We start from the raw sequence: 22,376 nt of genomic DNA, 5'->3' as shown, positions 1-22,376 counted from the left end.
GATTGCCTGCTACGAAGCGATGCGCGAGTGGGTGCCTTCTGGTTTTTCGCGCCCCCGCGTAGAACTGACAAACGGTTCCAGGATTCCGCTCGTCATGCCGCAAGCCACGCCCAAGCTCAATGCCTTTCCCGTCTTCATGCGGGTCGAGGGCGAAGCCATAGCCATCGTCGGCGGCGCAGAGGAAGCGCTGGCCAAGGCGCGGCTGCTCGCGCAGTCGAGCGCTGTGCTGCGCATCGTCAGCGATGAAACAAGCCCGGAGCTGCTGGCCTTTATCGCCGAGACGGGGGCCGCCCACATCGCCGAGGCCTATGATGCAGCACATCTCAATGGTGCGGTGATGGTGTTTGCCGCCAGCGGCGACGAGGCGCTCGATCGCCGCGTTGCCGGGGATGCGCGCCGGCTGGGCATTCCGGTCAATGCCGTCGACCGGCCGGAGCTATGCGATTTCTTCACGCCGGCACTGGTCAACCGCGCGCCGGTCGCCATTGCCATCGGCACGGAAGGTGCCGGCCCGGTGCTGGCGCAGATGCTGCGCAGCCGCATCGACCGCATGCTGTCGCCCTCGCTCGGTCCGCTCGCAACTCTCGCCGCATCGTTTCGCGACACCGCCGAAAGACTGCTGCCGAAGGGCAATGCCCGCCGCCGCTTCTGGAGCGATTTCTTTGGCGGTGCACCGGCCCGCGCTGTCGAGGCCGGCGAGCTTTCGCAGGCGCATGATGCGGCCGTCGGCCTGCTGCTTTCGAAAGAACCGGCATCGGGCCATATCGCGCTTGTCGGCGCCGGTCCGGGCGCCGAGGACCTTTTGACGCTGCGCGCCCATCGCCTGCTGATGGAAGCCGACGTGATCGTCCATGACGCGCTGGTGCCGGAGGCGATCGTCGCCATGGGCCGTCGCGACGCCGAGCGCCTGCCGGTCGGCAAGCGCAAGGGCTGCCATTCCAAGAGCCAGGCCGAGATCAATGCGCTGCTGGTCGAGCTTGGCCGCGCCGGCAAGCGGGTCGTGCGGCTGAAGTCCGGCGACCCGCTGGTGTTCGGCCGGGCCGGCGAGGAGATGGCGGCACTTCGCGATGCCGGCGTCGCCTACGAAGTGGTTCCGGGCGTCACCGCGGCCTTCGCCGCCGCCGCCGATTTCGAACTGCCGCTGACGCTGCGCGGCGTGTCGTCGTCGATGGTGTTCACCACCGGCCACGACCTCAAGGGAAATTCGCTGCCAGATTGGGCAAAGCTCGCCATTTCCGGCGCGACGGTCGCCGTCTATATGGGCCGCTCGGTCGCTGCAGAGGTCGCCGGCCGGCTGATCGAAGCCGGCCTGTCGCCGGATACGGCCGTCGCCGTGGTCGAGAATGCCAGCCTTGCCAACCGCCGCCGTTTCCACGGCACGCTCGCCGACCTGCCATCGCTGGAGGCGCGTGCCGACCTCAGCGGCCCGGTGATGACCATCATCGGCGACGCGGTCGCCGGCGCCAATTTCGAACGGTCCGAGCCACTGGCGGCACACAGGCAGGAAAGCGTGGCCCGTGCTGCCGCGCAAGGAGTGAACCAATGAAAGTCCTGACCGCGAACCGCCTCGCCGACGGCATAGCCGTCTGGTACGCCAATGGCGGCTGGGCCGAGACTATCGACCATGCCGACATCGCCCATGACAAGGCGGCCGAGGACCGGCTGGAGGCGATCGGCGCCAAGGCCTCCGCCAACAACGAAGTGGTCGACGTCAACCTGATAGACGTGACCGTGGCCAACGGCACGGTCGAAGCGGTCCGGCTGCGTGAAAAGATCCGTGCCGCCGGCCCGACCACCCGCAACGACCTGGGCAAGCAGGCCCGTCCGCAAGCCGCACGCGCGGCATAGATGACCCAAGCATGATCCCGATCATGCTCGAACGAAGAAAATAACGGGCGGACGCGCCCGGAAAGACCTGAATATGTACCGTTACGATGAGTTTGACCACGATTTCGTCAAGGCCCGCGTCGCCGAGTTCAGCGACCAGGTCGCTCGGCGCCTTGCCGGCGAGATCACCGAGGACCAGTTCCGGCCGCTGCGGCTGATGAACGGCGTCTATCTGCAACTGCATGCCTATATGCTGCGCATCGCGGTGCCCTACGGCACGCTGAACAGCAAGCAGCTGCGTATGCTTGGCCACATCGCCCGCAAATACGACAAGGGTTACGGCCATTTCACGACGCGCCAGAACATCCAGTTCAACTGGCCGGCGCTGTCGGACATCCCGGCGATCCTGGCCGATCTGGCAAGCGTCGAGATGCACGCCATCCAGACCAGCGGCAACTGCATCCGCAACGTCACCGCCGACCACTTCGCCGGCGCCGCCGCTGACGAGGTTGCCGATCCGCGCCCCTATGCCGAAATCCTGCGGCAATGGTCCTCGGTGCATCCGGAGTTCTTGTTCCTGCCGCGAAAATTCAAGATCGCGGTGACCGGCGCCGAGCGCGACCGCGCCGCCATCCAGACGCACGACATCGGCCTGCACCTGAAGAAGAACGCCGCCGGCGAGCTTGGTTTCGCCGTCTATGTCGGCGGCGGCCAGGGCCGCACGCCAATGGTGGCCAAGAAGATCCGCGACTTCCTGCCCGAAGCGGATCTGTTGTCCTACTGCACGGCGATCCTGCGCGTTTACAACCTCTACGGCCGTCGCGACAACAAGTTCAAGGCGCGCATCAAGATCCTGGTCCATGAGACCGGCGTCGAGGAGATCACCCGCCAGGTCGAGGCCGAATGGCAGGAGTTGAAGGACGCCGAGCTGAGGCTGCCGGAAGAAGACATCCGCGCCATCGACGCCTACTTCGCGCCGCCGGCGCTTGTCGACCGGCCGGAAGGCGATGAGGCGGTCAAGCTTGCCCGCCTCGACTCCAAGAGCTTTTCCGAATGGCTGGACCAGAATGTGGTCACCCATCGCCATCCCGACTACGCGGCGGTGACCATCTCGCTCAAGGGCATCGGCGAGACGCCGGGCGATGCCTCCGACAGCCAGATGGAAGCGGTCGCCGACATTGCCGAAAAATATTCCTTCGACGAGCTGCGCGTCAGCCACGAGCAGAACCTGATCCTGCCGCATGTCGCGCGGGCCGACCTCAAGGCGGTCTATGACGCGCTTGTCGATATCGGGCTGGCGACGGCCAATTCCAACCTGATCAGCGACATCATCTCCTGCCCCGGCCTCGATTATTGCGCGCTGGCAACGGCGCGCTCGATTCCCGTGGCGCAGGAAATCTCGCGGCGCTTCGCCTCACTGGAGCGCCAGCGCGAGATTGGCGAATTGAAGCTGAAGATTTCCGGCTGCATCAATGCCTGCGGCCATCACCATGTCGGCCATATCGGCATCCTCGGGGTCGAGAAGAAAGGCGCCGAGCTCTACCAGGTGACGCTCGGCGGCTCGGCCGACGAGAACACCTCGGTCGGCGAGATCATCGGCCGCGGCTTCAGTTCGGAAGAGATCACCGACGCCATCGAGCAGATCGTCGAGACCTATCTCGGGCTTCGGCTGGACAGAAACGAAAGATTCATCGACGCCTACCGCCGTGTCGGTCCCGCGCCGTTCAAGGAGGCGCTCTATGCTGGCGAAGCCAAGGCCGCTTGACCGGATCGTCGACGTCGAGGCCGGCATCGCCGCCCAAGCGGCGGGTCTCGACGCGCTCTACGGCCATCTGAAGCCGCTGGAGATCATCGAGCGGTCGGCCCGGGAGTTCTTTCACGGCGAAATCGCCGCCGTCTCGTCCTTCGGCGCGGATTCGGCGGTGCTGCTGCACATGATCGCCGAGATCGACCGCACGCTGCCGGTGATCTTTCTCGACACCGGCAAGCATTTCGAGGAGACGCTCGGCTATCGTGACGCGCTGGTTGCCGATTTCGGGCTGAGCGATATCCGGGTGATCAGGCCCGACGATGCGGCGCTGGCAAGGATCGACCCGACCGGCAATCTGAACGAGACCGACACCGACGCCTGCTGCGACGTCCGCAAGGTCGAGCCGCTGGCGCGCGGCGTCGAGCCGTTCCGCGCCTGGTTCACCGGCCGCAAGCGCTTCCAGGCGGCGACCCGGGCAGCGCTGCCGGTGTTCGAGGCGGTCGGCTCGCGCATCCGCATCAATCCGCTGGCGCACTGGACGACATCGGACCAGGCCGGCTACATGCGCGCGCATGCGCTGCGTGAGAACCCGCTGGTCGCCTATGGCTATCTGTCGATCGGCTGTTTCCCATGCACGCAGCCGGTGCAACCGGGCGACGACGCGCGCAGCGGCCGCTGGGCCGGGCACGCCAAGACCGAATGCGGCATCCACTTGTCGGGGCTGGAAAGGTCGCTGACCGACGCCTCGCTTTAGGGTATGTTGATATTCAGCCGGCCTGCAAACGGCGGCTTCCTGCGCTTCCGGCGCTCACGTACCCAAAGTACGCTCCGCTCCGGTTGTCGGAAGCCACCCAGTTTGGTCGCTTCGCGCCCGCCGTCGGCTTCGGCTCGGCCTGACTGAATCTCGACACACCCTGGGGTGTTTTGAATTTGAGAATATTGTGGACTTGGGAATTTTCTTGATGAGCGACTTGATAGCCGAAAACGCCATGCGGCTATGGACACCGGATGGGTTCCGCGAGGACGAGTGGGTTCATGCCGAAAGCGCCGAGGCGCTGGTCGGCAATGGCCGTTTCATCCTGCCGTTGCAGGCGTTTCTCGGCCTCGATCCGGAGGTGCGGCGGTCGGCGAAGGAGCGCATCGGTGTGCTGCTGCAGCCCGGCGATCAGCTCGAAAAGATCGCAGGCCTGCTCGATCAGCTGTCGCTGGTGGCGCTGGCGTTTCCGGCGTTCAATGACGGCCGCTCGTTCTCCAAGGGCGAATTGCTGCGCAGCCGTTATCATTTTGCAGGCGCTATGCGCGCCACCGGGCAGGTGCTGATTGATCAGCTGCCGCATATGCTGCGCCTCGGCTTCGACGAATTCGAGATCTCGCACCCGGTGCTGCTGAAGCGGCTCGAGCAAGGTCGTACCGGCGGACTGCCGCTGTCCTACCAGCCGGCGGTGAAGCCGGAGGCCAAAGGCCCGAAATATTCGTGGCGGCGGGTGCGCGCCGGCTGATCTGCTCCAGGGGACCAGAAGCCCTATCTGGTCGGACCACATTCCCGATTCAGCCTTTTATTTTGCGCGTCTCCGCCTTAGGATAGGCCCATTATTTCGCGATCCGAATAAATGTGGCCACAAGGGAGGAACCGAGTATGGCTGGCAAGAAGATATTGATGCTCGTTGGCGAGTTCAGCGAGGAGTACGAGATTTTCGTCTTTGAACAGGCCATGCATGCGGTGGGCCACACCGTCCATGTCGTTTGCCCCGACAAGAAGGCCGGCGATATCCTGAAGACCTCGCTGCACGACTTCGAGGGCCACCAGACCTATACGGAAAAGCTCGGCCACGACTACATCCTCAACAAGACGTTTTCTGAGGTCAATCCGGCCGACTACGATGCCGTCTATGCGGCGGGCGGGCGCGGGCCGGAATATATCCGCATCGACAAGCGCGTGCAGGCGCTGGTGCGGCATTTCCATGAGACGGGAAAACCAATCTTCACCATCTGCCACGGCGTGCAGATCCTGATCGCGGTCGACGGCGTGGTGCGCGGCCGCGAAGTCGCGGCGCTGCAATATTGCGAGCCGGAAGTCACGCTGGCCGGCGGCATCTATATCGATGTTACGCCGACCGGCGCCCATGTCGACGGCAATCTGGTGTCGGCCAAGGGCTGGCCGGGCCTTGCCGCGTTCATGCGCGAATGCCTGAAAGTGCTGGGCACCGAGATCCGCCAAGGCGAGATCCTGATGCGCGACCAGCGCCAGGCGGCTTAAGCTCGGAATGTGGAGCCCGCCGCACCCCTAACGCATGTCGCGCAAAAGTGTTCAGCGGTTTTGCGATAACGGCATGCGTAAACAACAACCTAAAGCGCGTCGCATGAGGCCGGTCGAGCGCGACGCGCTTTAGATGCGGCGGTGCGTCTACACGGCCATCCGCGCTTCGCGGAACGATACCAGCTTGCTGCGGCTCTCGTCCCACAGCGCCAGCTTGACGCAGCGCAGGCTGTCGAGGAGTGTGACGCGGCCGATCTCACGCAGCTCCGGATAGTCCCTCAGCACTTCCGGAAGCCGGTAGCATGGCACCTTGGCCGAGAGGTGGTGCACGTGGTGGACGCCGATATTGCCGGTGATCCAGTTCAGCACCGGCGGCAGGTCGTAATAGGACGAACCGTGCAGGGCAGCGTGCTGGAATTCCCACTCGGAGTCCTTTGTCCACTCCGTCTCTTCGAACTGATGCTGGACATAAAACAGCCAGATGCCGGCCGATCCGGCGAGGATGACGATCGGCAAATGCACGACCAGAAACGCGCCGGGGCCAACGAACCAGATGAGCAGCGCGGCGATGACCGCGATCGCGAGGTTGGTCGACATCGACGACACCCAGGGGGTGAAACCGCCCCGCATCATGCCCAAGGGCAGTCTCTGCTCGAAAATGAAGATCCATATCGGGCCAAGGCCGAACATCACCAGCGGATGGCGATAAAGGCGATAGGCGAGCCGGCCTCGCCATGACAGTTGCCGGTATTCGGCGACGGTCAGTGTCTTGATGTCGCCGGTGCCGCGCTCGTCGAGGTTGCCGGCGCTGGCGTGATGGGTTGCGTGGGCGCGGCGCCAGCAATCGTAGGGCGTCAGCGTCAGCACGCCAAGCACGCGGCCGATCCAGTCGTCGGCATAGCGATTGGCAAAGAAGGAGCCGTGGCCGCAATCGTGCTGGATCATGAAGATCCGCACCAGAAAGCCGGCGGCCGGAAGGATGAGGACCAGACCCCACCAATGGCCATAGGCATAAGCGGCCGAAGACAATCCCCACAGCGTGGCGAAAGGAATGAGGGTGATGGCGAGTTCGACGGCGCTGCGACGCCTGTCGGGCTTTTTATAGCGCGACAGGATTTTCAACCAGGCGCGCTTGCTGTTTGCCACAGCTTCGGGGGAAATCATGTTCATTATGAAACATAGGCGGAGCAGGGCGCTGCCGCAAGGCGGCGATCACGCAAAGTTACTGCGGGTAAATGTCGCGCGATGGCGAGGAATTGGTGGCCGCAGTCGCCAGGCGCGTCGCCGGCAACGGCGCCTACCGACGGCGCCCGCCTGCGACCACCTTGGCTTCGACGCCGTCCAGGCGGTCGAGCAATTCCTTCAGACGGTCGGGAATATCGGACTCCGTGCGGAAGGCCGGCAAGGTGCGCAGAAAGCGCTTGGTCGCCTCGGTGCCGAGCTGGCGCCGGATATCGGCGGCGAGCCCGTCGCGTTTTTCGCCATTCCTGCGGGGCATCATCCAAAATCCTGTGTCGGCTTCGAAACTCTTCCAAGGGAGGAATGGTTCCCGCATTGTAGTATGCTGGCAAGCAAAGCCGTCGGGTACGGTAAAGTTTGAATTAAAATCGAAAGGTCTGCGCCGTCCGCCATCAAGCCGCGGCAGCGGCTGCAGTAGCGCTTGCCCCTTGATTTTTGGCCGCTAAACCTCGATATCGGGCGCAAATCCACACCATTCGAAAATGACGGGAAACGGCGATGAGCGACCAGGCAAAAGACGAACGCGCGCCCGATGAAGCCGAGAAGACCGAGGCTGCCGCGGAGCCAAGGGAAGGCGGCGTCGACGGCGACTATGAAGCGCTTGTGCGGCTTCTGAAGGAAAACGAAGAGCTGAAGGATCGCGCGCTGCGCGTCGCGGCCGACATGGAGAACTTGCGTCGCCGCACCGCCCGCGACGTCCACGATGCGCGCGCCTATGCGGTTGCCAATTTTGCCCGCGACATGCTTTCGGTGTCAGACAATCTGCGCCGTGCGCTGGATGCCATCCCGGAGGAGGCCAAGGCTTCGGGCGATGCCGGCTTCAAGGCGCTGATCGACGGCGTCGAGATCACCGAGCGCGCCATGCTGTCGGCGCTGGAACGCCACGGCGTGAAGAAGCTCGAGCCCGAGGGCGAGAAATTCGATCCGAATTTCCACCAGGCCATGTTCGAGGTGCCCAATCCCGACGTACCGGCAAATACGGTCGTGCAGGTCGTGCAGCCCGGCTATTCGATCGGCGAGCGTGTTCTGCGGCCGGCCATGGTCGGCGTCGCCAAGGGCGGCCCCAAGCATGTGGCAAGCGAAGCGCCGGTGGAGCCGGGGCCGGTCAACGAGCAGGCTGAGAAAGATGCGTGAATGGTGAATGGTTAGTAGTGAATGGTGAGTAGTGAGTAGCCAATTGCTGCTCCAGCAGTCAGTGCTATGTTCTATTCACTATTCACTATTCACTACTTCAGGCCGCAAACCGCTGCGCTTCTCCGCCATAATAATTGACGTAGCGGGCACCGATCTCCTTGACCGGCATAACCACGAACACGTCGACCGTCGAGAATTCACGATCAATGACGCAACCGTCGCCGATGCGCGCGCCGACGCGCAGATAGCCCTTGACCAGCGGCGGCATCGCGGCGATCGCCGCCTTGGTATTGACGGCCTCGATCGGCATCAGATCCATGGAACAATAGCGCCCGGCGACGGCGCGCACGTCCCAGGATGAATTCGTCCGGCAGTGGTGGGCAAGATAGGTCAGCGCCTCCGCATGTGCCGCCGGCACGGTGCCGTGGAACGACGCGCAGCCGGTCATCACGCCAATGCCGTAATGGTTGATATAGGCCCAGATGCCTTGCCACAGCGCCTCGATGGTGCGCTTCGAGCGGTATTCCGGCAGAACGCAGGAGCGGCCGAGCTCGAGGAAGCGCTGGCCGGGATGCCGCGCGATCAGCTTGGTCAGCTCGAATTCACCTTCGGAATAGAAGCCGCCGGCGGCCGCGGCAATCTCCTGCCGCAGCAGGCGGTAGGTGCCGACGATGCGGCGATGCTCGGGGCCGGAAAGCGAAGTATCGAAGACCAGCAGATGATCGCAGAGGGGATCGAAGCGATCGGCATCGCGGCGGTCCTGCATCTGGAACAGGTCCTTCCTGGCACCAAGCTCGTCGTAGAACACCCGGTAGCGCACTTCCTGCGCGGCAGCGATCTCGGCCTCGTTGCGGGCGAGCCGCACTTCGAGATTGCCGATGCGGCCGAGCGATGCGCCTTTTATGACGGCATCGGCGTTCCGGCCGACGAGCAAAGGCCCGCTGGCGTTCGGCCGAGCATCACATTCCGGCATGACTGTATGCACGAGTGATTCTCCTTCGAGCCATCCCTCTTGGCACGGGGATACGGTGTAGGTGCAACAGGATTGTGACAGTACCGTGATACGGCTCTGCGGGCAATACTTCGTCGGCTGGGTAATCTATCAACCGTCTATGTTGTGCCTCAGGCGGCCGCTTGCCCTTCGACCGCATGAACCAGGGCATCGGGGTCGAGCGGCTTGGTGACGAAGCCGCTGGCACCGTGAGCGAGCACGGCGTGGCGGGTCTTTTCCTGGCTGTCGGCCGACAGCACCATGATCGGCACCGGCGGCACCGCGGTCTCCTCCTCATGGCGGCGGATGGCGGCGATGGCGTCCAGGCCGTCCATGACAGGCATATGCAAGTCCATCAGCACCACGTCGTAACGGTGCTTGTGGCCGGTGCTGATGACCGCCTCGACGGCGGCCTTGCCGTTGCCGACCACTTTCACGCGATGCCCGGCCTTCAGCAGCGTGGCGCGGGCCAGCATGGCGTTGATGTCGTTGTCCTCGGCGATCAGCACCGACAGGCCCTGCTGGCGGGCGCCAATGGCGTGCCCCGCCTGCGCGCCGCGCCTTTGCAGTTGCGGCTCGGCGATGACCGGTGCATGGCTGGTCAAGAGCACGCGCAGCAGTGTCTCGCCGCGCACCGGCCTCGCCAGGAAGGTGGCGTAACCGTTGGCACGGAACTCGCCAAGCATGCCGCGGTCGGTCGGCGCGATCAGCGTCACTGCCTCGCAATCGGCAAATCCGCTCTGGCGCAGGCGCCTGAGCAGCCTGCCGTCGCTTTGCTCCATGGCAGCATCGATCAGAAGCACGTCACAGCCCTCGGCGAAAGCGGTGGCCTGGGCGGCGGCGGTGGCCAGATCGACCGTGCCGCCATTGGCGCGAATGGTGCGGGCGAGGGCTCCGGCCTCGACCAGGTTCTTCGACACGATCACCGCATGCCGGCCCGACAGCGCGTCCTGGCGGATCTGCGGCGCCTCGACGGCGGAAATAGCGGGAATATCGAAGACGAATTCGGACCCCTGGCCAAGCCGGCTCGACACAGAGATAGTGCCGCCCATGGCGGTCACCAGGCGCTTGGAAATGGCGAGACCGAGGCCGGCACCGCCATGCGCACGGGTCGAGGTGCCGTCAGCCTGTTCGAAGTCCTCGAAGATGCGCTCCATGTCCTCCTCGCGCAGACCGGGGCCGGTATCAGCGATGGTGAAGCGGATGCGGTCGGTGGTTTCGGTGCGGACGCGGGCGATGCTTGCCAGGACGCCGCCGCTGTCGGTGAACTTGACGGCGTTGCCGATGAGATTGAGCAGCACCTGCCTGACCCTGCCGGGGTCGGCGGTGATCAGCTGCGGCACGTCGGGTTCGACATGGCAGCCGAGGCCGATATCCTTGGCAAAAGCCCGCGCCGCCAAGAGTTCGATGACGTTGTCGGCGATCTCACGCACCGACATCGGCTGCGGTTCGGGATCGAAGCGGCCGGCCTCGATCTTCGAGTAATCGAGCAGGTCCTCGATCAGCGCCAGCAGCGCGCTGGCCGAGGTCGAGATGGCGCCGACATAGGTCCGCTGCTCGGGCGAAAGGCTGGTGTCGGCGAGAAGCCGGGCCATGCCCATGATGCCGTTCATCGGCGTGCGGATCTCGTGGCTGACGGTGGCGAGGAAGCGCGATTTGGCCTGGCTCGCATATTCGGCCCGCTCGCGGGCGGTGATCAGCGAGGATTCGGCGCGCTTGCGAGCGGTGATGTCGCGGGCGATGGCGCGATGCGAAACGGCGCCGCTGTCCTTGTCGCGCACCGACAGCTCGATCCAAGAGAACCAGCGTGGGCCGTCCGGCGTGCGAATGGCGACGTCGGTGGAACTCAGGCATTCATGGTCGGAAAACGCGGCGTCGGGGACGATGCCGACATCGATGCCTAGTTCGGCCAGGGTCTTGCCGGCAAGGTCGCGCTGGTCGGTTTCGACAAGGTCGGCGAAAACCTTGTTGGCGTAGACAATGTGGCCGTCGCGGTCACGATGGACGACGAGATCGCCGAGTGCATCGATCAGCCCGCGAAAGCGCTCCTCGCTCTCCTGCATCTCCCACATGCGGTCGGCCAGCGTCTCGATTTCGGCGCGGCTGCGGGCGGTCGTGGCATCGAGCACGGCCACCGCGCGGCGCTCGGTGCGCCTGTTGCGCAGATGCATGGCGAGCCCGGCGATGGCTGTCGCCAAAAGGCCGATGGTGATGAAGATCGGCGCCCCGGTCAGATGCGAAAAGCCTGCCAGCACGACGATGGCGACGAGCGTCAGGAAGGGCAGGCCTTCGCGGTTGGAGGCCGGCAGTTCCGGCGCCAGCGGTGGCGCGGCGACAAGCTGCCGTCCTGGCGCCGCGGGGGCCGTCCCGTCGGCCCGTTCGGCTGGTTCCGCCTCTCTGATGCCGGGTTCCGCAATCATACGGAACTCCTGCCAGACAGAGCTTATCGAAGGTTGTGGTTGATCGCTCGAATTTTAGCGGTCGCGCTCTTTTTTATCCCTTGGGGGCTCACATATCCACCACCACGCGGCCGCGGATCTTACCCTCGACGATGTCATGCGCGGCGCCGATGATGCCGTCGAAGCCGATGCTCGTCGACAGGCTGGCAAGCTTTGCGTGGTCAAGATCGGCGCCGATGCGGCGCCAGGCCTCGAGGCGGACCGCCTTCGGCGCCATCACCGAATCGATGCCGAGCAGCGAGACGCCGCGCAGGATGAAGGGGGCGACGCTTGCCGGCAGGTCCATGCCGCCGGCGAGGCCGCAAGCGGCGACGGCGCCGCCATAGGAGGTCATCGACAGAACGTTGGCCAGCGTGTGACTGCCGACCGCATCGACGCCGCCGGCCCAGCGTTCCTTGGCGAGCGGTTTTGCCGGCTGGGTGAGCTCGTCGCGTGAAATCACTTCCGCGGCGCCGAGGTCGATCAGATAGGGGCTTTCGGCAGCGCGGCCGGTCGAGGCGATGACGTGATAGCCGAGGCTGGACAGGATCGAGACCGCGACCGAGCCGACGCCACCGGCAGCGCCGGTCACCACCACCGGGCCGCGATCGGGCACGATGCCGTGGCGCTCCAGCGCGATGACGCAAAGCATGGCGGTGTAGCCGGCGGTGCCGACCGCCATCGCATCATGCGGGCTCATGCCGTCCGGCAGCGGCACCAGCCAGTCGCCCTTGACGCGGGCGCGTCCGGCATAGGCGCCGAAATGCGTCTCGCCGACGCCCCAGCCGTTCAATATGACCTTGTCACCCTTGCGCCAGCCAGGATTGGAAGACGAGATGACGGTGCCGGCGAAATCGATGCCCGGCACCAGCGGCCAGCGGCGGATCACCGGCGCCTTGCCGGTAATTGCAAGACCGTCCTTGTAGTTCACCGTCGTCGCCTCGACCGCGACAGTGACGTCGCCCTCCATCAGGTCTGCCTCGGTAAGCTCGGTCACCGCGACTGACTGGTTTTTCTCGGCGTCACGCGAAACGAGGATGGCTTTGAAGGTTTCGGGCATTTTTTCTCCTCGGGCTTGCAGATCAGAATGTGCGGCGCCAGGCGAGTGAGGTCAATCGCTCGACGCTCCGCGCCGCCAGCCAATGAGTTCGTCGAAGACGACCAGCACGGCACCGACCGAAATGAAGGCATCGGCGAGGTTGAAGATCGCGAAGGACCAGACCGGCGTGTGAAACAGAATATAGTCGATGACATGACCGTAGATAGCGCGGTCGATCAGATTGCCGAGCGCGCCGCCGACGATCAGCGCGAAGCCGATGCGGGCAAGCAGGTGGCCCGGCGGCGTGCGGGCCGCAAGGTAGAGCACGAAAGCGACCACCACAACCGCGACGACCACCAGGCCGGTGTCGCCGAAGGACGAAAACAGCGAAAACGCGATGCCGGTGTTGTAGGTGCGGTACAGCGCCAGGAAAGGCAGGAGATCGAGCTTTTCCTGAAAGGCAAGGCCGGTCTCGACCAGATATTTCAGCCACTGGTCGAGCGCTATCGCGGCGACAACCAGAAAAGCGTAGGGGCTCCAGGACTTCATAGTTTGCAGTTTCACGGTTTGGGACGTCACGATCGGGCATCCTCCGGGCCGAGCTTCAGCGCGCCGCGCCGGATCTCGAACAGCATGACGCCGGTGGCCACCGCAAGGTTGAGCGAATCGGCGCGGCCGGCCTGCGGTATCCGCAGCAGTTTGTCGCAGCTTGCGGCAAGCTCGTCAGGCAGGCCTTGCTGCTCGTTACCCATCATCAAAAGCACCGGGCCTTTTGAAAAATCGACCGAGCGGTAGTCGACCGCACCCTTCAGATGGGTGCCGGCGACGAGGCCGGGAAAGCTCGTTCGCCAGGCGAGAAAAGCTTCGGACGACGCCTTGGCGACCGGCACGGCGAAAATCGAGCCCATGGTGGCGCGCACCGTTTCGACCGAAAAGGGATCGGTGGTCTCGCCGACCAAGATGACGCCCCTGGCCCCGACAGCGTCGACCGTGCGGATGACGGCGCCGAGATTGCCGGGGTCGCGGACGCGGTCGAGCGCCACCCAGACGTCGCCGTCACGGGCGCGGATGTCCTTCAACGGCAGGAATTTCTGCGAGAACACGCCGACGACCATTTGCGGATTGTCGCGGCGGGTGATGGCGACCAGCACTTTTTCCGAAACTTCAAGGACGGTGCCGCCGGCGGCGACCGTGCGCGCCGCGATCTTTTCAACCGCCGTATTGCCACGTCCGGCCTTGGCGAAGACCAATGTCCTGATCGACCAGCCGAGATCGAGCGCGTCGATGACCAGCTTCAGGCCTTCGGCCATGAAGGCATTCTGCTGGTCACGGAATTTCTTCAGCGCGAGCGCCTTGATGTCCTTGACCAGCGGGTTGGCGAGGCTGGTGACTTCCTTCACCTGCCCTGGCGCGCCCGCGTGCCGTTCGTACGCACTCATTCAGGCCACCCAGCGTGAGAACAGCGAGGTCGACAGCGCCCGACCGGCAGATTTCTCGCGGATGATCAATTCACCCGACTCGACCGTGCCGCCCATGCCGGCGAAGGTGTCGCGCATCACGGCATGGATGGCGAAAAAAGAGGCGCGGATCGAATAGGCGGTCAGCACAACAGCGAGCGGCTTCGGCGTCAGGATCGCGCGGCAGATATCGGTCAGCGCCGGCAAATCCTCGAACAGCTGCCAGACCTCGCCCTTCGGTCCGCGGCCATAGGCGGGCGGGTCGAACAGGATGATGTCGTAGCGGCTGCCGCGGCGCTCCTCGCGTTCGGCGAATTTCACGGCATCATCGACGATCCAGCGGATCGGCTTTTGCGACAAGCCCGCCATTTCTTGGTTTTCGCGCGCCCAGCCGATCGCCTTCTTGGAAGCATCGACGTGGGTGACCTCGGCGCCGGCACGCGCCGCCACCAAGGAGGCAAGGCCGGTGTAACCGAACAGGTTCAACACCTTCACCGGCCGTTTTGCCGCCGCGATCAGTCCGGCCATGTGGTCCCAGTGCGAGGCCTGCTCGGGAAAGACGCCGACATGGCGAAACGAGGTGAAGCGGCCGAGATAATCGATGCCGTCATGCTTCATCGGCCAGGTCTCGCCGAGCGGCGTCTTGGGGAAACGCCAGCGGCCGATGCCTTCCTCGTCGGTATCGCCGGTGAAAATGGCGTCGGCGCGCTCCCAGTCCCTGGCCGGCAAAGCCTTTTGCCAGATCGCCTGGCCCTCCGGCCGAACGATGCGGTAGGGGCCGTATTGCTCGAGTTTTTCTCCGGCGCCGCTGTCGAGCAGCGCGTAGTCCTGATTGGGGCCGACCTCGAGGATCAGCGGCAGATGTTCGGCAGGCAGCGCGCCATCGCGGCGGGATAGAGGGCGCGGCGTGGCTTTCGGCTCGGACCGGTCCTGCAGTTTAGGCTCCGAACCGGCGGTCAGGCCGGCGTCGCGCCGCCGCGGCTGCTCCGCCCCGCCCTTCGCGGGCGGGCGGCTGTCGCGGCGTTTGTCGCGAAAAGGTTTCAAGAAGGCGCATCTCCGGAAGGCGGCTCGCCGCTTCTGCCACAGCACATTGACCGGCGCAACAAAAGGGCTGCCGACGTGTGCAACCGGATCAGCCGCGCCTGATCGAAAGCAGGCCGACTGCGAGCGCTATGAAACCAACGGCCTTGAAGCCGGTGACGACCATATGGCCGGTTTCCCAGCTGCTCCGGACACTTTCGAAATTGTCCGGGATCGGTCCAGGCACCCAGGTGGCCAGGACATCGTTTGCCGGTTTGACCAGGGTAAACCACGCCACGAGGGCCATCAGATAAAGCACGGTGGCGGCCAAAATCCACCAGAATGCCGGGCGGTCGCTGCGCAGCATCCAGGCGAGAAGCCCCGGACAGGCGATCGCGGCCACGTCCAGCGGTGCGCCGACAATCGCGAAGAATTGGAACTGAGCGTTGAAGACAGTGGTTTCACGCCAGAGCGAAGGCGGCCATCTGGTCAGCCGCGGCACCGATTCCAGCACATGGGCGAAGGATGGTCCGAGGCTGAGCGCAGCGACGATGGCGGTCAAAACCGACCAGAACAACAGGAACCCGCGTATATCCATAATGGCCGGACAACGGCGTCAGGGCGCAGACGTTCCCGTCCGCCACCATGTCGCTTGCCGCCGAAAGTGCTGGGGCTCTATCGTGATTGAAACCAGGTCATGATTCATGTCCCGTGCTGAACGCCTGCTCGACCTGATCCAGATCCTGCGCCGGCATCGCCGGCCGGTCAGCGGCCGCAGCCTTGCGGGCGAAATGGGTGTGTCGATCCGCACGCTCTATCGCGATATCGCCACGCTGCAGGGGCAGGGCGCGCCGATCGAGGGCGAGGCGGGGTTGGGTTACGTGCTCAGGCCCGGTTTCATGCTGCCGCCCTTGATGTTCACCGATGAGGAGATCGAGGCGATCGTGCTCGGTTCGCGCTGGGTGGCCAAGCAGCCGGACTGGCGGCTTGCGAACGCCGCCACCGACGCGCTGGCCAAGATCGCCGCGGTGCTGCCGGACGATTTGCGCGAAGAGCTCGATGCCTCGACGCTGCTGGTCGGGTCGCGCACCGAGGTCACCGAAGGCATCGATCTCGGTGTGGTGCGGCAGGCCATCCGCGAGGAGCGCAAGCTGAGCTTTGTCTATCGCGACGCCGGCGGCGCTGCCTCCGAGCGCACCGTCTGGCCGTTCGCACTCGGCTTCTTCGACAAGGTGCGCGTCGTCGCGGCCTGGTGCGAGATGCGCCAGGATTTCAGGCACTTTCGCGCCGACCGGATATCCGGTCTCAATGCCACCGAGATGCGCTATCCGCGCCGCCGTCAGGTGCTGCTCAAAGAATGGCGGGCGACGCTCGACACGCCAAGCTAAGGCTGCTGCTCAGTTGAGACTGCTGCCAGAATCTGGCAGTGGCATACGCTATGCTCCTCCAGTCGAAACCATCTGGAGAGCAATTCATGACACCGCCGAATTTCGTCATCCTCTATGTCGACAAGCCTGAGCAAAGCGGCGCCTTCTATAGCGCGCTGCTTGGGCGGCAGCCGGTCGAGACCTCGCCGACCTTCGTGCTGTTCGTGCTCGACAACGGCTTCAAGCTCGGCCTCTGGTCGCGTCACACCGTGGAACCGGCCGCCGCGGCAGCAGGCGGTGGCGCCGAGATCGTCTTTGCGCTGGACACGCCGGGTGCCGTCGACGCCACCCATGCCGAGTGGGCCGGCCGCGGGCTGAAAATTCTGCAGACGCCGACCGACATGGATTTCGGCCGCACCTTCGTCGCGCTTGATCCCGACAGCCACCGGCTGCGGGTTTATTGGCAAAGGGAGTAAGGCAGTAGGGGAGTAGGGCAGTAGGGGAGTATGTGACAGGAAATATAGCTGGCGCGGCGCCGCACGATCAGTACAGTTTCCTACTGCCCTACTGCCCTACTGCCCTACTGCCCTACTGCCCTACTGCCCTACTGCCCTACGCTTGCGCGATACACGGCAATGCCAGCGGCGAGGTCCTCGAGGGCTGCGCCGACCGACTTGAACAGCGTGATCTCGTCGTCGTTCTGCCGGCCTTTTTTCTGGCCGCGCGTGAGTTCATAAAGGTCGGCGACGATGGCTTCCGGCTTCAACACGCCGGAGGCCAGCGGCTGGACGATGTCACCGGCTTCCTTGGTGGCGCCGGCGCGGGTATCGACATAGACGCGGGCGCGTGCAATCGCGTCGTCGTCGCTTTCGCGCATCGCCGGCGTGAAGCCGCCGACCAGATCGACATGGGTTCCGGGCTTCAAGAGGGCGCCCCTGATCAGTGGCGTGGTGGTGATGGTCGCCGATGACACAATATCGGCCTGGCCGAGTTCGGCGTCGAGATCGCCTGCGGCTTCGGCCGCAAAACCCTCGGCACGCAATTTTGCCACGACCTTTTCGGCATTGGCCGGCGTGCGGTTCCAGATGCGGATGTTCTTGATCGGACGCACCGCCGAATGCGCCCTTGCAAGGAATGGCGACAGCGCACCGGCACCGACCACCAGCAGCCGCGAGGCGTCCTTGCGGGCCAGATAGGAGGCGGCCAGCGCCGAGGCACAGGCGGTACGCCACTGCGTCAGCCGCTGGCCGTCGATCAAGGCCTGCGGCTCGCCGGTGGCGCCGTCGAGCAACAGGTAGAGACCCATCACCGCAGGCTTGCCGACGGCATTGTTGTCGGGCGACACGGTGACGATCTTGACGCCGATATGGCCACCGGCCGAGGTGCCGGCGGCGTTGAAGTCCGTCCAGGCCGGCATCAAAAGCAGGGTCGAGGCGGCGCCGTCGGGCCGCTCGACCGTGTGATGGTGCCTGACCGGCTGCACGGCGCCGTCGCGAAAAGCGGCGCGCAATGTCTCGACCAGCCCGGGAAAGGTCAGCGCGCGGTCGACCTCGGCGGCGGAAATGGTCAGCATGAAAGGCTCCGTGGAGAACTAGGCCAGCTGCGCTTCAGGCCCGAGCCGCGGCTCAGTTCGTCGGCTTCGGCAAGGCCGGGCCCTGCGACGCGGTGGGCGCGCGGCTGACCGCCTGGCGCAGGTTCTCGGCCTCGGCGCCGCGCTGGCGCGCCAGCTTGCGGTAGCGGCCCTGCTTGATCCAGGTCGCCAGGCTGCCGACGATCATGCCGATGGCCAGCGCCAGGAACAGGAAAATGAAGAGCGGCACGGTCAGCGTCAGCGCCGGATTGCCGGGATTGAACGGATCGAGTGTGAAGGCCACCGGTTCGCGGTTGGCTACGGCCAACGCAATCAGGATGACGGCCAGCGGCACGAAAACCACGATGAGAATGAAGCGATTGAACATGTTTTTCCGTTCGGAAGCAAATGCACCAGCGGTGGCGGGCGCCGCGCCTATTTGCCTCCGTTCAGCCTTTCACGCAATTCCTTGCCGGTCTTGAAGAACGGTACCCATTTCTCCTCGACCTCTACGGATTCGCCGGTGCGCGGGTTGCGCCCGGTGCGGGCAGGGCGATTTTTCACCGAAAACGCGCCGAAGCCGCGCAACTCGACCCGGTTGCCCTCGGCAAGCGCGTCGGTGATTTCATCGAAGATGGCGCTGACAATGTTTTCGACGTCGCGCAGGAAAAGATGCGGATTACGCGTGGCGATGATCTGCACAAGTTCGGATTTGATCATGAAAAGGCTCCCCGTAAAAGCAGTGCCGCCGAAATTATCAGAATGATTTTATTTGGTTTTTCACTCGTCCCAAGCGGTTCCTCAAGGGTGCCAGACGGAAACGAGACCGTCAAGAAACAAGCGGTCCGCTCCAATTTCGTGAAGCACGTCGCCGCCATGGCCGGCCAGGCCAAGCGCAGCACCGACGGTCTGCGCCATCGCCTTGGAGAACAGGAAACCACCACGTTTTTCCGTGTCCTTCCATTCCACCACCTTGAGCTTGGCATCGACACCCTTGCCTGCAAGCCAGTCGATTGCTTCGGCCTCGCCGCCGACCGCGTCGATCAATCTTTTGGTGACCGCCTGCCGGCCGGTGAAGATCGACCCGTCTGCGAGCGCCAGCGCCTCCGGCTTGGTCATGTTGCGGCGCTCGGCGACGATGCCGACGAACCAGTCGTAGCTGTCGAGGATGAGCTTGCGGACCATGGCGCGCTCATCCTCATTGGTCGGCTTGAAGGGAGAAGGCGAGGCCTTCAAGGGCGAGGATTTCACCTCCTCCAGCTTGACGCCGAGCTTGTCCATGAGGCCGCTGACGTCCGGGTACTGGATCAGCACGCCGATCGAGCCGACGATCGAGGATTTGCGTGCGACAATATGGTCGGCCGCGGTGGCGATCATGTAGCCCGCCGAAGCCGCGAGCGTGCCGACCTCGGCCACCACCGGCTTGTCGGCAGCGAGCTTGCGCACTGCCTCGTAGATCGATTCGCCACCGACGGTGGTGCCGCCGGGTGAATCGATCGACAGGATCACAGCCTTGACGCGCGGCGACTGACGGATGGCCTCCAGCCGCTTGATCAGTTCTTCGTCTTCGGTGATGGTACCTTCGATCTTGACCTTGGCGATGTGGTCGACAGCCGCGCCGGTGAAGTCGTCACCATAGATCCACGCCGAAAAGGCGATCAGCCCGGCTGCGGCGACGATAATCGCCGCGACACGCCAGAATGTCAGCTTGCGGCGCAAGCGGCGGCGGTCGATCAGGTCGTCGGCTCTCAATGCCATGGTCAGCCTCGTAGTCGGTGGGAGCAGATGCTTTTAAAGCAACCATTCGCGCCCGGCTACCGTTTCCTGACGGCCTTGCGGCAAAGGCCGTCTTAGGCATTCGCGGCAAGCCTCAACCTGTCACGTTCTACAGGCTCTAACACTGTGCGCCCATATCTGGTATGAGGTACAGGCTGCGCTGGGGCCATTTTCATTGTACAGAGGCGGCTGTCACATTTTTGCGGTTTTCCTCGGCTTGTGCTTGCTTGAGGGCGCCGGCACCCCACCTATAGGGCGGCCTGGCGGGCAGGGGTTTAGAAGAAGCAGTCATGTTAGCGGGACCAATCGAACCGACCAACACCGAGACGGAGTTGGCTCCCAAGGCCGCAGGCCGGGCGCGGGTCGACGCGTTTGACATTGCGCAGCGTCATTCGCGCCTGGTCCGTATCCTCAAGCTGGCCGTGCCGCTGGTCGCTGCCGTGATTGCGGTCGCGTTTCCGGTCTATTCCTATCTCATGGCTCCCGCTGCAATCGAGGTGCAGGCCGACGGCGGCGCCTTTGCCGATGGCAAGCTGGTGATGGCCAACCCCAAGCTCAACGGCTTCACCAAACAGAACCTGCCCTATTCGATGACAGCCCTGCGCGCCATACAGGATGTCAGCAAACAAGGCATCATCGATCTGGAAGGCATCAAGGCCAAGCTGCCGATTGCGGCCGACAACACGGCCGCCATCGATGCCACGCACGGCACCTATGATCGCGACGGCAACACGCTCAGCCTGACCAGCGATGTGACCGTGTCGACCACGGATGGTGTGGTGGCAAAATTCAAATCAGTCTATCTCGACATGGGCGAAGGCACTATGAAGACAAGCGAGCCCGTCGATGTCAGCCGCGGCGGGTCGCGGATCAGGGCGGATTCGATGTCGGTCCAGGACAATGGCAAGGTCCTGGTTTTCGAGAACAAGGTGCGCGTCGACATCGATCCCGCCAGTTTGAAGGCGGCAGAGGCAAAGAGCGGAGAGACCAATGCGGTTCAGTAGTTCGGCACGGCGCCTCGCCGCGATTTCGGCGTTGCTAACCTTGGGGCTGACCTTGGGGACGGCGCCGTCGCTGGCGCAGTCCAAGGCCACCAGCCAAATGTCCGGCCTCAGGCTGTCGGGCGACAAGCCGATCCAGATCGAAAGCGACAAGCTCGAGGTGCGCCAAGCGGAAAGCGTTGCCGTCTTCACCGGCAACGTCAACGTCGTCCAGGGTCCAACTGTGCTCAAGGCCGGCAAAATGACGGTCTATTACGTCAGGGATGCAGGCGCCGCCAAAAGCGCCCAGCCGGCGGGTGCCGCGGCAATGACCGGATCCGCCAACATCGACCATCTCGAGGTCGACGATAAGGTCTACATCAAATCGGACAATCAGGTTGCCACCGGCGACCGCGGCACTTTCGACATGAAGACCGAAGTGCTGGTGCTTTCGGGCAGCAAGGTCGTGCTCTCGCAAGGCGACAACGTGCTTGTCGGCTGCAAGCTCACTGTGCAGATGAAGAGCGGCCTTGCCCAGGTCGACGCCTGCGGCGGCCGCGTCATGATGTCGATCACGCCGCCGGCGAAGTCTGGAGCAGCGAAACCCTGATGACCGGCATATCGTCGCTGCTGGCGCGTCTTCCAGGGCGCGCCGCCAGCCAACTTGCGGCACCGGCCAGGGTCACCGTCGAAGCGGCAAAGTTCAAGGGAACCTTGATCGCCAAGGGGCTGACCAAAAGCTACAAGGGCCGCAAAGTCGTCAGCGGCGTGACGCTAGGCGTGCGCGCCGGCGAGGCGGTTGGGCTGCTCGGCCCCAACGGCGCCGGCAAGACGACCTGTTTCTACATGGTGACCGGCCTGGTTCCGGTCGACGAAGGCACCATCGAAATCGATGGCTTCGACGTCACGTCGATGCCGATGTATCGCCGCGCCCGTCTCGGCATCGGCTATCTGCCGCAGGAAGCGTCGATTTTTCGCGGCCTGAACGTCGAGCAAAACATCCGGGCCGTGCTCGAAGTGGTCGAAAAGAGCCGCAAGGAGCGTGAGCGCCTGCTCGACGAATTGCTCGAGGAATTTCATATCAGCCATCTGCGCAAGGCTCCGTCGCTGTCGCTCTCCGGCGGTGAGCGGCGACGCCTCGAAATTGCCCGCGCCTTGGCAACCCGCCCCGCCTACATGTTGCTCGACGAACCTTTCGCCGGCATCGATCCGATCGCCGTCGCCGACATCCAGCAGCTCGTGCGCCACTTGACGGCACGTGGCATCGGCGTTCTGATCACCGACCACAATGTCCGCGAGACACTTGGCCTGATCGACCGCGCCTACATCATCCATGCCGGCCAGGTGCTGACCCATGGTCGAGCCGACGAAGTGGTCGCAAATGCCGATGTGCGGCGGCTTTATCTCGGCGAGGGATTTACGCTCTAAGTGCGAAATTCCGGCTCGAGCGGGATTTCCGGCGTAGTCCAGCAGCTTTTTCTTCAATTTTCTGCCTGAAAACGCGCCGACAGGCGAGTTTTACCGCTCCTCG

25 protein-coding genes are annotated in these 22,376 nt (G+C 64.1%); 12 read left to right on the top strand and 13 right to left on the bottom strand.

Annotated features, from left to right (window positions below; genetic code table 11):
- Positions 1-94: 94 nt before the first annotated feature.
- The 6 genes from cysG (at position 95) to NKI25_RS08400 (ending at position 5,834) form a co-directional block, all read left to right on the top strand.
- Positions 95-1,546: a siroheme synthase CysG gene (gene cysG, locus NKI25_RS08425; protein ID WP_352577445.1), complete on the top strand. Its 1,452-nt coding sequence runs from the start codon at positions 95-97 to the stop codon at positions 1,544-1,546.
- Positions 1,543-1,848, top strand: coding sequence for a DUF2849 domain-containing protein (locus tag NKI25_RS08420; protein WP_352453967.1), 306 nt, complete (start codon positions 1,543-1,545; stop codon positions 1,846-1,848). The genes cysG and NKI25_RS08420 overlap by 4 nt, the downstream gene beginning before the upstream one ends.
- A gap of 73 nt (positions 1,849-1,921) precedes the next feature.
- Positions 1,922-3,592, top strand: a complete 1,671-nt coding sequence (locus tag NKI25_RS08415) for a nitrite/sulfite reductase (RefSeq protein ID WP_352577446.1) — start codon at positions 1,922-1,924, stop codon at positions 3,590-3,592.
- Complete coding sequence (locus NKI25_RS08410) at positions 3,567-4,331, top strand: phosphoadenylyl-sulfate reductase (protein ID WP_352620259.1); 765 nt, start codon at positions 3,567-3,569, stop codon at positions 4,329-4,331. The genes NKI25_RS08415 and NKI25_RS08410 overlap by 26 nt, the downstream gene beginning before the upstream one ends.
- Positions 4,332-4,539: 208 nt before the next feature.
- A complete protein-coding gene (locus NKI25_RS08405; RefSeq protein WP_352453969.1) occupies positions 4,540-5,076 on the top strand; it encodes a DUF934 domain-containing protein in 537 nt (178 codons plus the stop codon).
- Between the two features lie 137 nt (positions 5,077-5,213).
- Positions 5,214-5,834 carry a DJ-1/PfpI family protein gene (locus tag NKI25_RS08400; RefSeq protein WP_352703057.1) on the top strand — a complete coding sequence of 207 codons (621 nt, stop codon included), beginning with the start codon at positions 5,214-5,216 and terminating at the stop codon, positions 5,832-5,834.
- Positions 5,835-5,981: 147 nt separating this feature from the next.
- Here the strand turns inward: NKI25_RS08400 and NKI25_RS08395 are convergent, their stop codons facing one another.
- Together NKI25_RS08395 and NKI25_RS08390 are read right to left on the bottom strand one after the other, a co-directional pair.
- Positions 5,982-7,004 carry a fatty acid desaturase gene (locus tag NKI25_RS08395; RefSeq protein ID WP_352832312.1) on the bottom strand — a complete coding sequence of 341 codons (1,023 nt, stop codon included), beginning with the start codon at positions 7,002-7,004 and terminating at the stop codon, positions 5,982-5,984.
- A 127-nt stretch (positions 7,005-7,131) separates the two neighbouring features.
- Positions 7,132-7,335 carry a hypothetical protein gene (locus NKI25_RS08390; RefSeq protein ID WP_023675249.1) on the bottom strand — a complete coding sequence of 68 codons (204 nt, stop codon included), beginning with the start codon at positions 7,333-7,335 and terminating at the stop codon, positions 7,132-7,134.
- 236 nt (positions 7,336-7,571) lie between these two features.
- On the opposite strand from NKI25_RS08390, the gene grpE reads away from it, so the two are divergent.
- Positions 7,572-8,207: a nucleotide exchange factor GrpE gene (gene grpE / locus NKI25_RS08385; protein ID WP_023675250.1), complete on the top strand. Its 636-nt coding sequence runs from the start codon at positions 7,572-7,574 to the stop codon at positions 8,205-8,207.
- A gap of 97 nt (positions 8,208-8,304) precedes the next feature.
- On the opposite strand, the gene olsB is transcribed toward grpE, so the two are convergent.
- The 7 genes from olsB to NKI25_RS08350 form a co-directional block, all read right to left on the bottom strand.
- A complete protein-coding gene (olsB, locus tag NKI25_RS08380) occupies positions 8,305-9,180 on the bottom strand; it encodes a l-ornithine N(alpha)-acyltransferase (protein ID WP_023675251.1) in 876 nt (291 codons plus the stop codon).
- Between the two features lie 149 nt (positions 9,181-9,329).
- Positions 9,330-11,618: a PAS domain-containing hybrid sensor histidine kinase/response regulator gene (locus tag NKI25_RS08375; RefSeq protein ID WP_352998344.1), complete on the bottom strand. Its 2,289-nt coding sequence runs from the start codon at positions 11,616-11,618 to the stop codon at positions 9,330-9,332.
- An 88-nt stretch (positions 11,619-11,706) separates the two neighbouring features.
- Entirely contained in the window at positions 11,707-12,696 is a 990-nt protein-coding gene (acuI, locus tag NKI25_RS08370; protein ID WP_352644096.1) for an acrylyl-CoA reductase (NADPH), read from the bottom strand.
- A gap of 51 nt (positions 12,697-12,747) precedes the next feature.
- Positions 12,748-13,224: a signal peptidase II gene (gene lspA / locus NKI25_RS08365; RefSeq protein WP_352588495.1), complete on the bottom strand. Its 477-nt coding sequence runs from the start codon at positions 13,222-13,224 to the stop codon at positions 12,748-12,750.
- A gap of 26 nt (positions 13,225-13,250) precedes the next feature.
- Positions 13,251-14,114, bottom strand: a complete 864-nt coding sequence (locus tag NKI25_RS08360) for a TrmH family RNA methyltransferase (protein WP_352998343.1) — start codon at positions 14,112-14,114, stop codon at positions 13,251-13,253.
- Positions 14,115-15,176, bottom strand: a complete 1,062-nt coding sequence (locus tag NKI25_RS08355; protein ID WP_023675256.1) for an RsmD family RNA methyltransferase — start codon at positions 15,174-15,176, stop codon at positions 14,115-14,117.
- Between the two features lie 88 nt (positions 15,177-15,264).
- Entirely contained in the window at positions 15,265-15,750 is a 486-nt protein-coding gene (locus tag NKI25_RS08350) for a DUF1772 domain-containing protein (RefSeq protein WP_023675257.1), read from the bottom strand.
- 106 nt (positions 15,751-15,856) lie between these two features.
- On the opposite strand from NKI25_RS08350, the gene NKI25_RS08345 reads away from it, so the two are divergent.
- The gene (locus tag NKI25_RS08345) at positions 15,857-16,540 is read left to right on the top strand and encodes a helix-turn-helix transcriptional regulator (RefSeq protein WP_352468341.1); all 684 of its coding nucleotides are present in this window, start codon (positions 15,857-15,859) and stop codon (positions 16,538-16,540) included.
- 86 nt (positions 16,541-16,626) lie between these two features.
- The gene (locus NKI25_RS08340; protein ID WP_352506606.1) at positions 16,627-16,995 is read left to right on the top strand and encodes a VOC family protein; all 369 of its coding nucleotides are present in this window, start codon (positions 16,627-16,629) and stop codon (positions 16,993-16,995) included.
- 128 nt (positions 16,996-17,123) lie between these two features.
- Here the strand turns inward: NKI25_RS08340 and lhpI are convergent, their stop codons facing one another.
- The 4 genes from lhpI to sppA form a co-directional block, all read right to left on the bottom strand.
- Entirely contained in the window at positions 17,124-18,092 is a 969-nt protein-coding gene (lhpI, locus tag NKI25_RS08335; RefSeq protein ID WP_352633757.1) for a bifunctional Delta(1)-pyrroline-2-carboxylate/Delta(1)-piperideine-2-carboxylate reductase, read from the bottom strand.
- Between the two features lie 52 nt (positions 18,093-18,144).
- Positions 18,145-18,477, bottom strand: coding sequence for a LapA family protein (locus tag NKI25_RS08330; RefSeq protein ID WP_352633755.1), 333 nt, complete (start codon positions 18,475-18,477; stop codon positions 18,145-18,147).
- A gap of 47 nt (positions 18,478-18,524) precedes the next feature.
- Entirely contained in the window at positions 18,525-18,809 is a 285-nt protein-coding gene (locus tag NKI25_RS08325) for an integration host factor subunit beta (protein WP_023675261.1), read from the bottom strand.
- Between the two features lie 81 nt (positions 18,810-18,890).
- A complete protein-coding gene (sppA, locus tag NKI25_RS08320; protein WP_352998342.1) occupies positions 18,891-19,847 on the bottom strand; it encodes a signal peptide peptidase SppA in 957 nt (318 codons plus the stop codon).
- A 308-nt stretch (positions 19,848-20,155) separates the two neighbouring features.
- Between sppA and lptC the strand changes: the two genes are divergently transcribed.
- From lptC to lptB, 3 genes are read left to right on the top strand one after another with little or no spacing between them, the layout of a single operon-like run.
- Positions 20,156-20,869: an LPS export ABC transporter periplasmic protein LptC gene (gene lptC / locus NKI25_RS08315; RefSeq protein ID WP_352633751.1), complete on the top strand. Its 714-nt coding sequence runs from the start codon at positions 20,156-20,158 to the stop codon at positions 20,867-20,869.
- A complete protein-coding gene (locus NKI25_RS08310) occupies positions 20,856-21,455 on the top strand; it encodes an LptA/OstA family protein (protein ID WP_023675264.1) in 600 nt (199 codons plus the stop codon). Before lptC ends, NKI25_RS08310 begins: the two co-directional genes overlap by 14 nt.
- Positions 21,455-22,273 carry an LPS export ABC transporter ATP-binding protein gene (lptB, locus tag NKI25_RS08305; protein WP_023675265.1) on the top strand — a complete coding sequence of 273 codons (819 nt, stop codon included), beginning with the start codon at positions 21,455-21,457 and terminating at the stop codon, positions 22,271-22,273. The genes NKI25_RS08310 and lptB overlap by 1 nt, the downstream gene beginning before the upstream one ends.
- The last annotated feature ends 103 nt before the right edge of the window (positions 22,274-22,376 follow it).

It is taken from the genome of Mesorhizobium sp. M0808, assembly GCF_040320025.1.
In the GTDB taxonomy this organism is placed as follows: domain Bacteria; phylum Pseudomonadota; class Alphaproteobacteria; order Rhizobiales; family Rhizobiaceae; genus Mesorhizobium.
This window is presented reverse-complemented; position numbering and strand designations above follow the sequence as displayed.

Bases quoted from the DNA above. Each gene is read 5' to 3' on its own strand.
- cysG (WP_352577445.1), top strand. From the start codon at position 95: ATGCCGCAAGCCACGCCCAAGCTCAATGCCTTTCCCGTCTTCATGCGG.
- NKI25_RS08420 (WP_352453967.1), top strand. From the start codon at position 1,543: ATGAAAGTCCTGACCGCGAACCGCCTCGCCGACGGCATAGCCGTCTGG.
- NKI25_RS08415 (WP_352577446.1), top strand. From the start codon at position 1,922: ATGTACCGTTACGATGAGTTTGACCACGATTTCGTCAAGGCCCGCGTC.
- NKI25_RS08410 (WP_352620259.1), top strand. From the start codon at position 3,567: ATGCTGGCGAAGCCAAGGCCGCTTGACCGGATCGTCGACGTCGAGGCC.
- NKI25_RS08405 (WP_352453969.1), top strand. From the start codon at position 4,540: ATGAGCGACTTGATAGCCGAAAACGCCATGCGGCTATGGACACCGGAT.
- NKI25_RS08400 (WP_352703057.1), top strand. From the start codon at position 5,214: ATGGCTGGCAAGAAGATATTGATGCTCGTTGGCGAGTTCAGCGAGGAG.
- NKI25_RS08395 (WP_352832312.1), bottom strand. From the start codon at position 7,004: ATGAACATGATTTCCCCCGAAGCTGTGGCAAACAGCAAGCGCGCCTGG.
- NKI25_RS08390 (WP_023675249.1), bottom strand. From the start codon at position 7,335: ATGATGCCCCGCAGGAATGGCGAAAAACGCGACGGGCTCGCCGCCGAT.
- grpE (WP_023675250.1), top strand. From the start codon at position 7,572: ATGAGCGACCAGGCAAAAGACGAACGCGCGCCCGATGAAGCCGAGAAG.
- olsB (WP_023675251.1), bottom strand. From the start codon at position 9,180: ATGCCGGAATGTGATGCTCGGCCGAACGCCAGCGGGCCTTTGCTCGTC.
- NKI25_RS08375 (WP_352998344.1), bottom strand. From the start codon at position 11,618: ATGATTGCGGAACCCGGCATCAGAGAGGCGGAACCAGCCGAACGGGCC.
- acuI (WP_352644096.1), bottom strand. From the start codon at position 12,696: ATGCCCGAAACCTTCAAAGCCATCCTCGTTTCGCGTGACGCCGAGAAA.
- lspA (WP_352588495.1), bottom strand. From the start codon at position 13,224: ATGAAGTCCTGGAGCCCCTACGCTTTTCTGGTTGTCGCCGCGATAGCG.
- NKI25_RS08360 (WP_352998343.1), bottom strand. From the start codon at position 14,114: ATGAGTGCGTACGAACGGCACGCGGGCGCGCCAGGGCAGGTGAAGGAA.
- NKI25_RS08350 (WP_023675257.1), bottom strand. From the start codon at position 15,750: ATGGATATACGCGGGTTCCTGTTGTTCTGGTCGGTTTTGACCGCCATC.
- NKI25_RS08345 (WP_352468341.1), top strand. From the start codon at position 15,857: ATGTCCCGTGCTGAACGCCTGCTCGACCTGATCCAGATCCTGCGCCGG.
- NKI25_RS08340 (WP_352506606.1), top strand. From the start codon at position 16,627: ATGACACCGCCGAATTTCGTCATCCTCTATGTCGACAAGCCTGAGCAA.
- lhpI (WP_352633757.1), bottom strand. From the start codon at position 18,092: ATGCTGACCATTTCCGCCGCCGAGGTCGACCGCGCGCTGACCTTTCCC.
- NKI25_RS08330 (WP_352633755.1), bottom strand. From the start codon at position 18,477: ATGTTCAATCGCTTCATTCTCATCGTGGTTTTCGTGCCGCTGGCCGTC.
- NKI25_RS08325 (WP_023675261.1), bottom strand. From the start codon at position 18,809: ATGATCAAATCCGAACTTGTGCAGATCATCGCCACGCGTAATCCGCAT.
- sppA (WP_352998342.1), bottom strand. From the start codon at position 19,847: ATGGCATTGAGAGCCGACGACCTGATCGACCGCCGCCGCTTGCGCCGC.
- lptC (WP_352633751.1), top strand. From the start codon at position 20,156: ATGTTAGCGGGACCAATCGAACCGACCAACACCGAGACGGAGTTGGCT.
- NKI25_RS08310 (WP_023675264.1), top strand. From the start codon at position 20,856: ATGCGGTTCAGTAGTTCGGCACGGCGCCTCGCCGCGATTTCGGCGTTG.
- lptB (WP_023675265.1), top strand. From the start codon at position 21,455: ATGACCGGCATATCGTCGCTGCTGGCGCGTCTTCCAGGGCGCGCCGCC.